Genomic DNA, 16,462 nt, shown 5'->3' with positions numbered 1-16,462 from the left:
AGCTATGGAAAAAAAATTAAGGGATAACCTGCAACAGGGCATATATAAAGTAATTAACCCTTTTGTAAAGGGATTAATTAAAATTGGTTTAACACCTAATGCGGTGACCACCATTGGCTTGATCCTGAATATTGGCGTAGCCGTAATTTTTGTGCTCGGTGCCGAAAAATCAAATCGTGGAGATATGTCTTACATTGGCTGGGGAGGTGCATTGGTGCTTTTTGCTGGCCTGTTCGATATGCTCGACGGTCAGGTAGCGCGTTTAGGGAACATGAGTTCGAAATTTGGAGCCCTGTACGATTCGGTACTCGACCGTTACAGCGAAATGATTATGTTTTTAGGCATCTGTTATTACCTCGTGGCACATCATTACTTTTTAAGTTCGCTGTTTGCTTTTATTGCGCTCATTGGTTCAATGATGGTGAGTTATACCCGGGCAAGGGCCGAAGGATTAGGGGTTGAATGTAAAGGTGGTTTAATGCAAAGGCCAGAAAGGGTGGTAACCATTGGCGTTTTTGCCATTGCCTGTGGCATTGCCGGTCACTTTATCGGCGGCGATTACAAGGTATATTTGCCGGGCATTTCTTTCCATGTTTTCGAAACGATGTCGATTTTTACCATGCCCATAGCGATAATGGCCGTTTTAACCAATATTACAGCTGTTAAACGTTTACAGGAAGCCAAAAAAGGCTTGGAAGCACAAGAATTTAACGAAAGAAAAGGAAATAACAAGGCCGCATTAATTGCTGGTTTGGTATTAATGGGAAGCTTAAGCGGAGTACTTTCCTTTAGTGCAAGCGCACAGGGCTCAGATCCTTCTCCGATTACTTTCCCTACACCAAAAGATATCAGCAATCAATTGTTTTATTTACAGCGCGATCCGAATACCAATACCATTATCTGCCAGTTAAATGTAGATAAACATGGCGAAGTAAATAAAGAGCAGCCCGTAAACGTATTTTGGATGCGTTACGGAGATAAAGGTGAAAAGAAAGAACTGAGTTACATCCAACGAAAATTTGCTTATGGCATCATTAGCAAAAATCTGGGTAATGGTCAGTTCGAACTTCGGTTTACCTCTCATAAAAAACTGCCGATGTACCTGAATAAATCTGCTATAGATAAAAAATATCATGTTTTTGCAACTATCAACAATAAAAAAATGCAGTTAGAACGGATATTCCTTCGGATTGAGGGCGGTACCTTTTGGTTCCCGAATGTGAAATATGTAGAAATAAAAGGTTTTGATGCTGCGGAACCTTCAAAAGTGTTAGTGGAAAGGATTAAGGTTTAAGATAGATTGTCATTCCCAACTTGATTGGGAACCATGTAGTGCTCATGAATGCCTTTGAAAAAAGGAAGACTTATGAATAATCGTAATGCCATAAGCTTTAAGATTCCCACCTGCGCGAGAATGACGACTGTTTCTACTGGAATCCTTCATTTTTGAGCGGAGCGCAGTCGGGAAATCTATCTCAATTTGTCAGTCCGGAGCGGAGTCGAAGACCAGTTAAAAAATATGACCAAATGAAAAAGAATTTTGTTTCAAATTCAACCGCATCCATCAGGATGTTTAAGAATGACTTTTTGGAAAGTTTATCAAAAGTTCGATTTTATGTGCCATTAATCGTGTATGTTCCGGTTATTGCTTTTCTTTTTTGGAAAGCGCTTTGGGAAATCGAAATGCCTGTTTTAAATTTTGCGGGATGGTTTTTGTTCGGCCTTGGCATCTGGACCATCACCGAATACATCTTGCATCGCTATGTTTTTCATTTCGAACCAGAAGCCGAGTGGGGAAAGAAAATCCATTTCATTTTTCATGGGGTACACCACGATTATCCCAATGATGCCAAAAGATTGGTGATGCCGCCTTCAGCCAGTATCCCTATGGCTTTGGGTTTTTACTTTCTTTTCGATTGGTTGTTACCCGATACAATGGTTTATCCATTTTTCTCAGGCTTTATGATTGGTTATCTGTTTTACGATATGGTGCATTACGCCCTTCACCATGCTAATTTTAAAAGCGGTTTCTGGAAACAGCTAAAGCAACACCATATGCTTCATCATTATTCCGATTCGACCAAAGGTTATGGTGTAAGCTGGACTTTTTGGGACCATATTTTTAGGTCTAATTTTGATAAAAAATAACATGCAGCAAGAAGTATTGCTTAAAAACAGTTTTTATAATATCCGGAATATTTATCTAACAGTTGCTATATCTGTTGGATATCTATTGTTATCAGCGCTGCTGGTCGGCTTTAAAACCGATCAGTTGGTGCTGATTTTTATTTTTAACGCTTTGTTCTTTATCTCGAAGGGAACAAGACGCTTTATTCTCGGCTTTTCAATCTTTATTGTATACTGGATATTGTTTGATTACATGAAAGCCTTTCCAAACTATCTTTTTAATCAAGTGCATATTGAAGATTTGTATTCACTTGAAAAAAAGTTGTTTGGTGTTCATTCTCATGGGCTAATACTTACCCCTAACGAGTACTGGAAGATAAACAGTAATGCATTTTTAGATGTATTGACAGGTTTTTTCTATTTAATGTGGGTGCCTGTTCCTTTGGCATTTGCTACTTATCTTTTCTTTAAGAATAAAGAACAGTTTGTTCAGTTTTCGCTCACTTTTGTTTGGGTAAATTTATTGGGCTTTGTAGTTTATTATGCTTTTCCGGCAGCACCACCATGGTATGTGCAGGAACACGGCTTCGAATTTATAGCCAAAACAGCCGGCAATACTGCAGGATTGGCCCGTTTCGACCATTTTTTTGGTATTACACTTTTTCATGGGATATACAGCAAAGGTTCTAATGTATTTGCTGCCATGCCATCCTTACACTCATCGTATCCCGTTATTGTTGTTTATTATGGCCTAAAAAACCGCTTGGGGAAAATTAATATTTTCTTTTTTACCGTTATGCTCGGAATCTGGTTTTCGGCTGTTTATACCAGCCATCATTATACGCTTGATGTATTGGCTGGAGTAATCTGCGCATTTTTGGGTATTATTTCTTTTAATTATTTAATACATCATACGAAGTTGAAACGGCTTATAGCAACGATGATAAGCGCAATTGGTAATTAAGCCCAATAGCTGATCTTAAATCAAAATAGCGGAGTTTTTACAGGGAAATTAAGGCGAAATTTACTGATAATGAAGTCATAAACCTGTTTTGGTGTTGAACAGATTATTTTATGTTAACATTAGCGCTATATTTTTGTTTATCTATAAGGTTAGTATAAACTTTCAATTTCTTGTGTCATGACAGCAGCGATCAAATCAATCGGAAACGAGCATTATCAAGGTGTATGCCCATGCGGTAAAGGCGATAAATCTGATATGGAAAGAATTCCACGAACATTTATAATTAAAGCCTTGTTATTTTGGTTACCTATGAAACGTTATAGGTGTTACCGTTGCATGCGTAACCGCTGGGTACTTGGAAGAAAATCACATCAGGTCAATCAATAAAAAATCTATTCGTGTAAAACCAGGATTGCTTTTACCGATTTGTTCAGTACCTGATTAACCGTACTACTGGTAAATAACCGGTAAATAATATTGTGGTGATGTTTAACTAAACAAAGTATATCAGTATGGTTGCTTTTTATGAAATCCATAATACCATTTGGCGCGCTACTGTCTATAATGTAGTTAAATTCTATTTCTGTATCAGGAAGCAATTCTTTAATTCTTTTTTCTCCGGTTTGAATATGGAGTTCATCCGATTTTTCGGCAACATAAAGCACCTGCATTTTTCTCGTGCCCGAAGCTTTTAAGAGCTCGCTCAGTGCTGTAATGTCTTTAGGCGATAAAACGGTTTCATAGTCGGTAGCCAGCGTAATAATCGGAAAGTTTGTAAAACTGCTTTCTAAGGGAACAATTAGTGTTGGGATTCTCATTTTGGTAACGGCCATGCTGGCATTGCTGCCCACAATACCACTTATGCCTGTTGCCCCGGTAATGCCCATTACCAAAAGTTCTACCAGGTTGTTTTCGGTATGATTGGTAATTACTGCCCTTAAAAAACCAACATCGCATTTGGTTTCTAATTTAACATCAGTATAATTTTCTTTCGTTCTGATGTTTTCGGCCCATTCTTTTAAGGCAGTCCTTTTGTTTTCGTAATAAAATTCGATAAAAATGGCATTGTAAGTACTGTTATTTATGCCTTCGGTAGGGTGGATGGCATGGATGGCCACAACCTCCATATTTAGCGTTTTTGCCATAGCCAGCGCATAAGCCAGGGCATTTCCTGCACTTCTCGAAAAATCTGTTGCTACAAGTATCTGTTTCATTTTTTAAAGGATATGGGTTGATTGAAAAAGGTTAGATAAACAAATGAAAAAGCATAAATAACAAGATGGCTAAAACGATTGATACGGGTAGCGTAAGTATCCAGGCCAAGCCAATATTTTTTAAGGTATTATTGTTTAAATTCTCTTTTCCGCCAGAAGCCACCATGGCACCGGCTATCCCGCTCGATAGTACATGTGTGGTACTTACCGGTAATCCGAAGGCTGTACTTAAACCGATGGTAGATGCGGCTACGATTTCGGATGTTGCACCCTGGGCATAATTTAAGTGTTCGTTCCCAATTTTCTCACCAATGGTAACCACTATCCGTTTCCATCCAATCATGGTGCCAAGCCCCAGCGAAATGGAAATTAAAAGTATAACCCATAAAGGTGCAAACTCAACCACTTTGGCTAATTCGGTAGTATTATCGGCAAGGAGCTGATCGTCGGCTTTGTCAATGATCAATGTTTTATCTGTCCTTACCGTTTTTACCGCAGCAATTACTTCTTCTATCTGTTTACGGAAAAGATAGGTATTTTTTTTATCTGTTTCATTTTTTAGCGACAGGTGAAATTTAGCCTTATTTATTTTAGTCACCAGCGTGGTGATATCCAGTCTTTTACCATGATTAAGTGCTGCGGTTTTTTGAAGTACCTGTTCGGTTTGGTTCAATTGGAAAAGTACTTTATCATTTGGGATATGGTGATTTACAGCAAATTTTGCAGGCAAAAAAGCAATCAGGATCAACATCAGCAAACCAACACCTTTTTGTCCGTCGTTACTGCCATGAAAAAAGCTCACTAATGTACAAGTGGTGATGAGTAAGCCTCTAATGAGTAAAGGCGGACGGTCGTTTTCTCCATGTGGGATATGGAAAAGGGCATGGTATTTCACAATGTGTTTTAAAAAGTACATCAGCAAAACAGCCAATCCAAAACCAATAATAGGCGATAAGATTAACGATAAGCCAATTTCTTCGGCTTTGCCCCAGTTTACGCCTTTGCCCCATAGTACCAGGTAAATGCTAAACCAGCACCAATCATGGCACCAATCATGGTGTGCGAGCTCGAACAAGGGATACCCAAATACCAGGTGCCTAGGTTCCATGCAATGGAGGCCAATAAAACAGCCAATACCATGGCAGCGCCCACACCAATAGGAAGGTTCATTAAGGCATCTAAGGGAACCAGTTTTAAAATGCCCATAGCTACGGCAATTCCTCCTGTAAATACGCCCATGAAATTCCAGAACCCCGACCAAGGGATGGCCACAACTGGTTTAAGTGCTTTTGTATAAATCACTGTAGCTACGGCATTGGCCGTATCGTGGAACCCGTTAACAAATTCGAACCCAACTACAGCAAGTAAGCATACTATAAAAATGATGACAAGGGGAGTACTTAAATCGGTGTTTCCTAGAAAGGAAATGATGTTGCAGAACGACGGCATAAGATCAGTTTGGGTATCCATTGCAGATCACTCATCTGCGTTATTCAAATAAATGAATAAGTAGCTGATTTAAATCGTGTTGTAAGTTAAATGATTGTTATTAATAGGTTAATGCGCAAATGGTAATAAAAGGAAAAGAGGGAATAGCCGCTGCAGTTTGCTTTGGTTTTTCCCTTTTCTGTGTAATAATGATAAATCCTATTGAAAATATTGCGAAAGGTCGGTTAACCTGCCTCCCGATATATAAACAGATTTTGTAGGCGTTGATACATTTGTTTTGCCATCGGTAATTAAATATAATTTCGATTTTCCTGCCTCAAAATTAATCCCATTGTCGGCAAATATTGATGTAATTCTTCCTTCGTTCGGTTTAATTGTATAACCGGTCAGAACTAAAGGTGTACCGGAAATATAAGGATCATTCGTGGTTCCCTTTTCAAATATATCGAAGCTGTAAATATAATTCGGACCCGGTAAAGCAGGGAGCTCTATTGAATTAAAAGAACCATTTTTAGGAAGGGTAAATCTGAGTTCTGGTATTAGTTTCGTACCAACAGTTGTATTTGATGCATTTTTAAGCCTGGTATAAAATACAAGATCCACATCTATATTTTTAAACTGATTTGGAAATGTAGTTTCAAATTTAGCCGTCAGCATCATATTGGCTGGATTAACAGGTGGATCGAGTTTTACATTATCCACTAATTTAGTGCCGTCAAAAAAGTAACCGATATTTTGTTGAGCCGCGGTCGATTCGATTGTTTTGGTTAACAAAATGGCAGTTTCACCTTTTTTTCTGATAGAAATTTCTCTCGTGGTACCCTTATCAATAAGGATGGAATATGGTTTATTTACAGCACCTGTTGCTGAAAATAATAAATTTCCATCTAATAAGAACTCGAGTTCGCCAGATAGGGCATAACCCTTAATCCGTAATGAAATGGCATTATTATATATTTTGATACCATCGTAAAAAACATTGATGTTTTGGTCGAATGGGGCTGCAGCAATCGTTTTGGTCAGTAATATTTCGGCAGTGGCCTTATTTCTGATTTTTAAAATGGAGTTCTGATCTTGTACAGCAAGCAGGGTTTTTACACCAATGCCGCCTGTGCCTGCCTTGGTACTGGCTATAATGCTATCTTTATACAGGTATTCCAGATCAACATCAGTGGTGCCAGTAATGTTTAACTGGATAATTTTAGCTGGCTCTGGTTGAAGCAGCTCCGCTTTGCGGCAAGATAAACTTAAGGCTACAACAGCAGAAAGAAAGAAAAGGGTAAAAATTTTTAGTTTCATAAAGGGTAATTACATTTAAAACAGCTATCTGTTTTTGTAATAAAGGGACCGTACCCATGGGTACGGCCGCCTTTAGTTAAGAGAGAAAAAAATTAGAATACAAGTTTTGACCAACCTGAAGCCCAGCTTGGTAGCGTAACTGTAGCCGGCGAACCTGGTGTGTTGTACCATGGCTGGCTAACACCAAAATAACTGGCATTGGTTGCGTTTACTACTAATGAATTACCACCACCATCTACGTAAGCACCAACTGCCGCCGTGATTGAATTGGTGAAACCGTGAACAGAAGTACTATTAATATCTGAAAGGCTTGCATTGGCATCAGCATCGAAAGCAATACCAGTGTTATAACCAGAAACAATTACATCAGATAAAGTAACTTCCGAACCTCTGCGCTCACGGATACCATTACGGTAACCTAAACCAGCAATACCATTAGGGTTTTCAGTACCAAAAACGCTCACATTTTGTAAAGTTGGGTGCGTTTTAGGCGTTAAGCTAAAGGTTGCATCTTCAGCAGGTGCATTGTTGTCTGATTCGATACCATTTGAATCGCTGTTACTGCCACTTGTGCTGTGTGTAGAATTTTTATCAGCAATGGCTACCGCATCGGTTAATGTTCCGGTAAAACCATTGTCGAAATCAAACTGATCGTCATCAGAAGCTAAAGCAATTAAATTGCTTGGGCTAACAGTACCCCCGAAAAATTCGAATCCATCATCTAAACCATAAGAAACCTGTACGTGATCGATTGTAGTACCGCTACCCACACCACCTAAAGTTAGGCCATTAACCTCAACGTTCGGAGCCAACTGGAAACCTGCATATTCGATACGTACGTATTGTAAAGTACCACGGTTATCAGCATCATTATTACCTCCATAATGAAACTTATCTTCATTTGCTAAACCTTCAATCAGTTTATCGCCAACGTTGATTTTAGCATTACCTAAAACAATTACACCACCTAAATCGCCTGGCTTACCTGTTGTGCTGGCATCACCATCCAAAAGATAACGGCTGGTAAATACAATTGGGTTTTCAGCTGTACCTATTGCATTGATGTTACCATCTTTAGCAATAACCAATACACCATTTTGTACACCCGGTGTATTTACCGAAGCTTTAATATAGGTGCCGGCCTGGATGGTTAAAGTTGCACCGTTTCTAACGGTTACTACACCACTTAATTCATAAACGTTTCCTGCTGTCCAGGTAACAGAGCTGGTAATGTCTCCGCTAACGGCAACAACCGGTAATGATGATTGTGAATAATCTGCTGCCGAAGTGCTGCGGTTAGCGAATGTATCAGCACCACCTTCGTTTTTCTTACAAGCTGTAAATGAAACAGCAACAATTGATAAAAGACCGATTAAGTTTTTGAAATTTTTCATTTTCATTTTTTTGTTTTTCATAGGATCTTATAGGTATGATCCATGTTTTTCTGGTTGATTTTTTCAAGGTCATTCAGGTAAACTGGCCAATTATCCAATGTTTTTAAGGAAATAAAAACATGTTTATACCTAAATGTTATGTTTTTTTATATCTTAGTCATTCATATTGATTTTACTAAGTAAATCTGTTAGCCACCCTGGGTTTTTAACAGTATATTTTAAAATATTTCAGGTTTATCCTGATTTGCCGTTCTACTAGAAATGATCGGTTTAAAACGGAGGGTTCTGGTACAACCTTTCGTTTTTTTTATGGCTATACAGGAAATAATTTTCCTCCTTTCTTGCTAAATGGTGTAACCTTATTAGAGCTGTTTTTCATGGTCGGTTTAAAAATTATAAGTGATGGAAGTACTGTACGTACGACCAAATTTTTGCAAAAACATCACCTGGTCTCCATCTTCCAAATTATTGGTAAAACCAGGCTTTAAACGCAATTTATTGCTGTAATCAGAACCTACCTGGTAATCGGGGTTAGGCTCATAACTCCCTGTATTTCTATAAATCAATGAAGCTTTATTGAGTAAATTACCGGCATTCAGTTTTACTTCAAACCTGTTTTTATAAAATTTATAACTGATCTGCGCATCAATCTGATCGCGTGGGTTTTCATATTCGATATTATTCAGTTCCGGGCTCACCAATGTGGTTTTGCGGCCCGATTTATTATAAGCCACATTAAAACCAAAGTGTTCGTCTAAATATTGTAAACCGACATTAATAAGGTAAGGTGCCTGCCCATACATGTTTCTTTTGGCTTTGGAGCTTACTGTAACGCTCTCGCCATTGGCACCTGTAGTTTCGTAGGTTCCAATGACATTGGCTGTTTGTAGCGTGAGGTTGCCATAAAGTGTTAACCGCGATAACAGGGTATTGCCCGTAAGAAATCCCAGATTTTTCCTTAACTCCAGTTCCAATCCGTAAACTTTGGCTTCATCAGAGTTTTTGATGTAATAAAAACCACCGCCGTTGGAAATACTGTAAACTACTTCAACCGGTTGATCGAACTTTTTATAAAAGGCGCTTGCCGAGATAATTTCGCCCAAGCCAGGAAACCATTCTACTTTAAGATCGTAATTTTTAATCTGTGTACTGGCTAAACCTTCGTTACCAAACTGAGCATCGAACATAGGGTCGTACCTGAAAAACTGGCTGTTATCCATTAATTCGGGTCTTACTACAGCGTTTGAAAAAGCTGTCCTGATATTAATTTCTTTTGCCGGGCTATAGGTTAGATTAGCCGATGGCAACCAGCGCCATTTTTTTTCGGCCGGAAGTACAAAGCTGCTTGTCCCCCTAACATTTAAATCGTTACGTAGCTCCGTATATTTATAATATTCGGCCCTTACACCCCAAACCAGGCGTAATTTTTCCGCAAGGCGGTTGTCGAGCATTACATAGCCTGCATGGGTAATACTTTTTCCTTTATAACCGTTTAAAAAATAAGGGTTAATAAAGTAGTTGTAACCATTATTGCCAATTTTGGAGGGATCGGTCATTTGGCCAATAGAAATGTACCTCAGGCTATCGGGTATCGTTGCGCTGCGAACAAGCGATGCAATTTCCCAGTTTAACGTTCCTTCTTTGTGTATGCCAAAATAACCCGTTTTTATGATGTTATTTAACAGACCAGTTTTAAAAGGCATGTTGGCATCGCCACTCCAGGCAAAATGGTGTTCGTTATTACTGTAGTTATGCCGTGAGGTAGGTTTAATATAGCCCTCCCTTTGCCCGCTTGCCTGATAAAAATATTCGTAATCATTACCAAATTGCTGCAAGTTCTGCGTAGCAATACTCAGATCTTTCTCTTTACGATCTATCGATGTGCGCGATAAATTCCATTCCAGCTTTACCTTGCCAGCCTGGTGCTGCCCGTTTAGTTTATTCTGTAACAGATCGGTATAGGTAGGGTCGTCGGCTTCTACAATGGCATTTGGTTTTTTACCCTTGGTAAAGAATTCAAATCCATTATCGGCATCGTAACCAATGGTTCTTACTAAATCGTTGTTATAAATGTGTGTATAGGTGTTGCGGAAACTAAACCTGTTTTTATCAAGTTGTAAACCCACATTCAGTATGGCGGCTAAAGTAGTGTTGAACAGGTATTTCGCACCAGAGTTTGGGGTATTAACATTCCAATCGCCTCTTATTTGCTGCTCAATAGTGTTAATGTTCTGATTATTGCGGTAACTTAACGATGTGGTGAAGCCCAGTTTTTTATTATTTGTCGTATCAATCCCGACGATTCTACCCAAGGTAAACTGATAATTTTGAGACGGAGCGGTTTTATAGCGGTACATCGTAAAATTATCATTGGTGAATTTTTGGCTTTGGACAATCAGCTTTTGCAGATACTGTTCGTCTGTAAGGGTATTGTTGGGGGCTGTAGTACGCTCCGTATGTTCTAAACCAGCCGGAAATTTCCTACGGCCATCATCAAATCCGAAATAATCATACTTGCCACGTTTGTGGCTCAAAAAATCCTTGCCAGTACTTTGATCATTATAGGATGTTCCTGCAGTAAAACTCATGAAATTCTCTGTGGGAATATCTTTGGTATTGATCTGTATCAGCCCACCACCAAAACTGCTGTTCATATCAGGTGTAACCGTTTTACTCACCACCACGTTATCGACCAGATTTGATGGGATTAAATCAAAAGAGAAATTACGGGTTTGTGCCTCGGTACTCGGCAGGGTTACACCATCCAATTGCGCAGAATTATAACGCTCACCAATTCCGCGCACAATAACAAACTTATTATCAATAGTGCTCACCCCGCTGATGCGTTTTAAACTTTCACCAATATTTTTATCTGGTGTTCTTGAAATTTGTTCGGCACTGATTCCGTTGCTGATTTCGGAGGCATTTTTCTGGCGCGCCAGTAAACCCTCAACCGAAGCTTTTTTGTAATTGGCGGTTACTACTACTTCCTGCAGGCCTTTTGCATCAGGTTTTAACGAAATGTCTAACGGTGTATTTTTATCAGCCTTTACATTTACCTCGCTTATACGCTGTGTAACAAAAGATATGTAACTGATCTCTACCGTATATTTTCCGGGTTCGGCAATTAAAGTATAGCTACCATCGCTGGCCGTTTGTGTGGCTTTGCCTGTTTCGATAATTTTAATGGAAGCACCCGGAAGGGTTATTCCTTTTTCGTCGAATACCTTACCCGATATCCGCCCTGGTTTTACCGGATCAGGAAGCTTGTAGAGCAATATAGTATTGCCATCGGCAAACCTGTAGGTTACCCTGGTTCCTGTAAGTATTTTTTTGAGAATCAGCTCGAGGGGCATACTTTTTACCTCGAGGCTTATTTTGCTGTTCTGGTTAAAAATCGATCTGTTATAATTAATCGATAACCCTGCTTTTTCTTCTAAAAGACTCAGGGCATCAGAGATGCTCATTTCTGCTATTTTGATGCTTACACTACTTTCTCTTGGTGTTTGCTCAAGGCTTTTTGCTATCCCTTGGTTAAATAAAAGGATGCACAGCATCAACATAAATGCCGCTGGCCTGTAACCGAAATTGATAATATATTCTTTTATATATTCATAAAACCCTATTTTCATAGGTTCAAGATGTTTTTTAATTCTCACGGGTTAAAAACTTTTGTTTAGGAGCTGGATTGTTCGAGCAATCCGGCTCCATGTTTGTGTTAAGAGGTTTAATTTGTTTTTCATAGGTATAAACCTGGTAATGTTGCGCAGATGTGTTGCGTCCTTAAGTATAAGCTAACCTATCATTGGCAGCCCTCCCCCCATACGGTAATTGTTTTGTTCGCAGTGTCTATTTTATATTTCATCTTTTTGCCGCTCATTACACGGATTTCTTCCATTACTTCGCCAATGTTTTTGTTCGTAAATGTGGCATTATACCTGCATTGGTTTAATTTATGGACCTTTACTTCGAAATGAATGTTGTAATACCTTTCCAGCGATTTGAGCATATTCGGCAGACTTATATCTTTAAAGGCAAAGCTATTTTTGATCCAGGCATTTACTTCCGTGATACGCTCGTTACTAACGGTATAATCGCGTGCTTTTAAATGGTATAATAACTTCATTCCAGGGGTAAGAAGCGAAAGTTGTTTTAATTTTCCCGCACTGTTCTCCGAAACCTTTACTTTACCGGTACGCACGGCCACACTGAAAGTTCCATCTTTTGGATAAGCATAAATATTGAATGAAGTACCCAAAACCTGGGTTTGCATCTGTCCGCTATGCACTATAAAAGGGCTTGAGGCATCATGTTTTACTTCAAAAAATGCTTCACCTTCCAACCGGATATTTCTTAAACTACCTTTCACAAAGTGCGACGGCCAGGTAAGCTTACTGCCGGCACCGAGGTATACGATAGAACTATCGGGCAAAATCAACTTTACTTTTTCGCCTTTTTGAGTGGTTTTACTTAAAAAGGCAATGGCTGTTTGCACAGGTTGTTGTGTTTTCTGATATGCATACCAGCCAAGCGATGCAGAAACGATGACCACAATTGCTGCGGCATATTTTAATAGTGGGAAGAGTGACCGGCTTTTTGGTTGGCGTTCCTCTACCTTATCCCATATTTGCGCCAGTCCTTGAGCAGCAGTTCTAGAGTAATCGGTTTCTCTTGTTTGTTTTGCCCATGCCTTTTCCATTGCACCATGAAATTCACTATCGGCATTCGCTGGATCGGCCAGGTACTCCATCAGAATTTTTTCTTGCTCCGGATCGGTTTTACCTGCTAAGTAATGTTCAAATAGTATTTTAATGTTTTCTTTCACCTTAATGTTTGTAAGCTTTATGCTGCGCACTACTGTATATATGCACGAGAGTTGCGATACAGCTATAGGGAAATGAAATTTATTTTAAAAAATTTGGACGTTAATTAATTTTCAATAATCAACAGCGATGGATTGAAATAGGATAGATCCTGAAACAAGTTCAGGAGGGCGACTGTTAGAGACCATTAACAGATCTTAACAAAACATTACCAATACAAAAGATATAATCGTTTCTGGAGAATATGTTCTAAAATATTTACGCATAATCCCAAGCGATTTTTTAAGGTGATTGTTTACCGTGTTTTTGGAAATGCCCATCAACTGCGATATTTCCTCATGTGTATGGTGGTCATTTCTACTCATCAGGTATATTTTTTTACCTGCGGAGAAAGGCTTTCTATTGCCTCCTGGGCAATCTGCCTGGTATCTTTGGCATTAAGTTCGTCTTCTGTGGCATTAAAAGACTGCTCATGCTTAAGATTTTCGTTGCTATAGGCTTTTTCTCTGGCTTTTTTACGGAGTGTTGCGAGAAAATTATTGCGTATGAGGGTATAAAGAAAGGCATCAAAATTTTTTCCCGGATCGATCTTCGATCTGTTTTCCCAGAGCCTTACAAAAACATCCTGCGTAAGTTCTTCAGCTTCTTCTCTGCTCCGGGTAAAATGATAGGCATAACCATATATTTTTTTGCGGTACTGGTGGTAAATTTCATTAAAAGCAGCCGAATTGCCAGTTTTTACTGCGTTCAGGAGTTTTGCATTTTTAAAATCTTCCAACTGTTCCATAAGTACCGGTTATGGGAGCCAAGTTAGTAGTCGCGTTTAAAGTTAATGTTAACACAATGAAAACCTTTTCTATCACTTTAACCGGTGAGTGGTTACAATACTTTGCTGGGCAGATTGCACCCTCGAATCCATTAAAATATGGTCGGCCTTAAAGCTTTCAGGAAGTACGTGATTTAAAGCAACCGAAGTTTTGATGGCTTTACCTGTGATTGAAGCGATCGCCGCTTTTACCATCGGATCTGCAGCATCACCCAGTTGAAGCAAAGGCAAAATGCTCATTTCATTGACTGCGATATCGGGGGTGATACCTGAAGCATACCCACCGCTGCCCTGTGCATTAAAAAGTTTATAAACAATCGGGTGCATTTCCCAGTTCACCTGTTTAGGGCTTCGGGCATCAAATATCCTAAATGATGCTTCATCTTTTCCCCTTGTTTTTTCGCCGATTAGCACCACCTGGATAAAAGGTTTAAGGTTATTGATTATTACTTCCGATGCAGATGCTGTGGCGGCTGTTGATAAAATATAAACCCGGCTTAGCCCAAGGTTTTGCTGCAACAGGGTATTAAAATTTACAGTGCCATCGAAAGTAGCTGCAGTACCGATAGATTCTGTTTTGGCTCCTCCATTTTTATTGCCCCGGTAGGTAATAAAAGGTTTGTCGAAAGATATATTTTTAGCAATCATGGCACATATGCCTGCTGCTTCTGCTACCTGACCACCCGCGTTATAACGCAGATCGAGGATAAGTTCGGATATGCCTTCTGCTTTAAAATTACTGAAAACAGGGGTGAGCGAGCTGGCCAAACCACCATTAAAATCCAGAAAATAGAGGTAACCGATTTTTTTTCCATCACTTTCTATCACCTTGCTAATCTCCCGTTGGTCGAGTATTATACCTTTATTTAACTCAACCGTGCGTGTATCTGTCCAGGTATTGTTATTCAGCTCGGCTAAACCCATCGAAAAGCGGTCGCTGTTTAATATTTCGGTTTGCAAAGCTTGCGCATTGGTTACGGTTAACGTTTTCCCGTTAATTTTACTGATGTAATCTCCACGCTTTAAGCCAGCTCTCGAAGCAGGAGAATCTTTTAATACAAGTTTAATGACCCCGATAACCTTTGCGCTGTTTTGGTCGCTTACTGTTGCATAATCAAAACCAAAATTTCTATTGCTTGGTGTTGCGGTGGAAGGATCGTTCGGGATACTGATATAAGAAAAGCGATCGGATGAATTGCGGATGGAATTAAAAAAATCTTTTGGAGATAAACTGAGATTGGGCTTAGCAGGTAATTGCTCGTTCCAATAATAGTATCGCTTAAGGCTATCGAGTATCCAGGTGTTGATATTCTCATTGCTTCCAATCGGATAATCAGGGGTTTTATTGCCTTTTTTGCAGGATGACAGAATGGCTAAAAATAGAATGACAAAATAAATACTGTAATAAGTTGTTCTTTTTAAGTAGATTATGGAGTTTGTCATCGCCTTTCCTGATTTTAGAAGCAAACTTAAAACTACTATTGTTAACTCGATATTAATTTTAAAAGTGGATTTTATCTATAACACGTAGCCTTAAAGTACTCATTTAAACATAATGGAAATTATACCTGGGCTATAGTAGCACTATAACCCAGGCATATCTTATTTTATCGCACCAAATGCTGCAAAATAGGCGTTTTTGTGCAGGATTTCGGTAACGCTGAACCCAACTTTTTGCAACAAAGCCAGTTGATAGTTTAAAGAGCGAGGGGTATCTTCATATTCAATATAATCAAATACCTTTTGCTTATATGCTGCACCACCTAACGTTTCAAGATAGGCTCCATATTGATCTTGAAAAAGATTATCGATTAAAACGGAATCATGTGCAATAAGGTCTGAAATCCAGATACTGCCTCCTGGTTTTAAGGCCCGGTAAACTTTAGTAAAAACAAGCTCCCAATCGGCATCGGTGCGCAAATGATGAAATGTTGCAGCAGCAAGTACAATATCGAAATGATTATCGGGCAAATTAAGGTTACGCATATCATCCTGTACAAGTGTTATTTTTCCGGTTGTTTGTGCCGATACCCTGTCTCTTGCACGTTCTAACATCGGTAAACTCAAATCGTTAAGTGTACAGTTAAGGTTTGGGATTTTGCTGAGCATTTTTAATGTGTAATTACCTGCACCACATCCAATATCCAATAGTTCTTTCGCATTCGGATTAGTGTATTTGGCTGCTCCTGTGCAAAGCTCCATGGTAAGTGGTGCGTCGATAGTGGTTTGTTGTCCGCTCTCTAAGTTCGAGAAACGTTCTACATCGTTATCAAACCTTGTTCTAATTTCTTCATTTGTTGCTTTATGCGAATAATCTTTATTCATTGCTTTATTTTTTTGTAAAGTTAGCGCTGTTAATCATATTT

14 protein-coding genes are annotated in these 16,462 nt (G+C 39.1%); 3 read left to right on the top strand and 11 right to left on the bottom strand.

Annotated features, from left to right (window positions below):
• Positions 1 to 4: 4 nt before the first annotated feature.
• From H9N25_RS13210 to H9N25_RS13200, 3 genes are all read left to right on the top strand, one after another.
• Positions 5 to 1,294, top strand: coding sequence for a DUF4833 domain-containing protein (locus H9N25_RS13210; protein WP_190326195.1), 1,290 nt, complete (start codon positions 5 to 7; stop codon positions 1,292 to 1,294).
• A gap of 233 nt (positions 1,295 to 1,527) precedes the next feature.
• The gene (locus H9N25_RS13205) at positions 1,528 to 2,148 is read left to right on the top strand and encodes a sterol desaturase family protein (protein ID WP_190326194.1); all 621 of its coding nucleotides are present in this window, start codon (positions 1,528 to 1,530) and stop codon (positions 2,146 to 2,148) included.
• A gap of 1 nt (position 2,149) precedes the next feature.
• Positions 2,150 to 3,091 (top strand): phosphatase PAP2 family protein, encoded by a 942-nt coding sequence (locus H9N25_RS13200; protein ID WP_190326193.1) that lies wholly within the window; start codon positions 2,150 to 2,152, stop codon positions 3,089 to 3,091.
• A gap of 392 nt (positions 3,092 to 3,483) precedes the next feature.
• Here H9N25_RS13200 and H9N25_RS13195 read toward each other — a convergent pair whose 3' ends face one another.
• From H9N25_RS13195 to H9N25_RS13150, 11 genes are all read right to left on the bottom strand, one after another.
• Positions 3,484 to 4,305 carry a universal stress protein gene (locus H9N25_RS13195; protein WP_190326192.1) on the bottom strand — a complete coding sequence of 274 codons (822 nt, stop codon included), beginning with the start codon at positions 4,303 to 4,305 and terminating at the stop codon, positions 3,484 to 3,486.
• Positions 4,306 to 4,336: 31 nt separating this feature from the next.
• A complete protein-coding gene (locus H9N25_RS13190; RefSeq protein ID WP_255524461.1) occupies positions 4,337 to 5,413 on the bottom strand; it encodes an inorganic phosphate transporter in 1,077 nt (358 codons plus the stop codon).
• Entirely contained in the window at positions 5,299 to 5,754 is a 456-nt protein-coding gene (locus H9N25_RS25100) for an inorganic phosphate transporter (protein WP_255524460.1), read from the bottom strand. The genes H9N25_RS13190 and H9N25_RS25100 overlap by 115 nt, the downstream gene beginning before the upstream one ends.
• 198 nt (positions 5,755 to 5,952) lie before the next feature.
• Complete coding sequence (locus tag H9N25_RS13185) at positions 5,953 to 7,053, bottom strand: hypothetical protein (RefSeq protein ID WP_190326191.1); 1,101 nt, start codon at positions 7,051 to 7,053, stop codon at positions 5,953 to 5,955.
• Positions 7,054 to 7,145: 92 nt separating this feature from the next.
• The gene (locus H9N25_RS13180; protein ID WP_190326190.1) at positions 7,146 to 8,447 is read right to left on the bottom strand and encodes a hypothetical protein; all 1,302 of its coding nucleotides are present in this window, start codon (positions 8,445 to 8,447) and stop codon (positions 7,146 to 7,148) included.
• A 386-nt stretch (positions 8,448 to 8,833) separates the two neighbouring features.
• On the bottom strand, positions 8,834 to 12,079 hold the full coding sequence (locus tag H9N25_RS13175; RefSeq protein WP_190326189.1) for a TonB-dependent receptor: 3,246 nt from the start codon (positions 12,077 to 12,079) through the stop codon (positions 8,834 to 8,836).
• Positions 12,080 to 12,249: 170 nt separating this feature from the next.
• Complete coding sequence (locus H9N25_RS13170; protein ID WP_190326188.1) at positions 12,250 to 13,272, bottom strand: FecR family protein; 1,023 nt, start codon at positions 13,270 to 13,272, stop codon at positions 12,250 to 12,252.
• Between the two features lie 195 nt (positions 13,273 to 13,467).
• A complete protein-coding gene (locus H9N25_RS13165; RefSeq protein ID WP_190326187.1) occupies positions 13,468 to 13,635 on the bottom strand; it encodes a sigma factor-like helix-turn-helix DNA-binding protein in 168 nt (55 codons plus the stop codon).
• Positions 13,635 to 14,057, bottom strand: a complete 423-nt coding sequence (locus H9N25_RS13160) for an RNA polymerase sigma factor (RefSeq protein WP_190326186.1) — start codon at positions 14,055 to 14,057, stop codon at positions 13,635 to 13,637. Before H9N25_RS13160 ends, H9N25_RS13165 begins: the two co-directional genes overlap by 1 nt.
• Before the next feature lie 72 nt (positions 14,058 to 14,129).
• A complete protein-coding gene (locus H9N25_RS13155) occupies positions 14,130 to 15,539 on the bottom strand; it encodes a S41 family peptidase (RefSeq protein ID WP_190326185.1) in 1,410 nt (469 codons plus the stop codon).
• 159 nt (positions 15,540 to 15,698) lie between these two features.
• On the bottom strand, positions 15,699 to 16,421 hold the full coding sequence (locus tag H9N25_RS13150) for a class I SAM-dependent methyltransferase (RefSeq protein WP_167295203.1): 723 nt from the start codon (positions 16,419 to 16,421) through the stop codon (positions 15,699 to 15,701).
• Positions 16,422 to 16,462: the final 41 nt, after the last annotated feature.

Source organism: Pedobacter riviphilus, from assembly GCF_014692875.1.
Taxonomy (GTDB): domain Bacteria; phylum Bacteroidota; class Bacteroidia; order Sphingobacteriales; family Sphingobacteriaceae; genus Pedobacter; species Pedobacter riviphilus.
The sequence above is the reverse complement of the archived record's forward strand: the minus strand, read 5'-3'. Positions and strand labels throughout refer to the sequence as shown.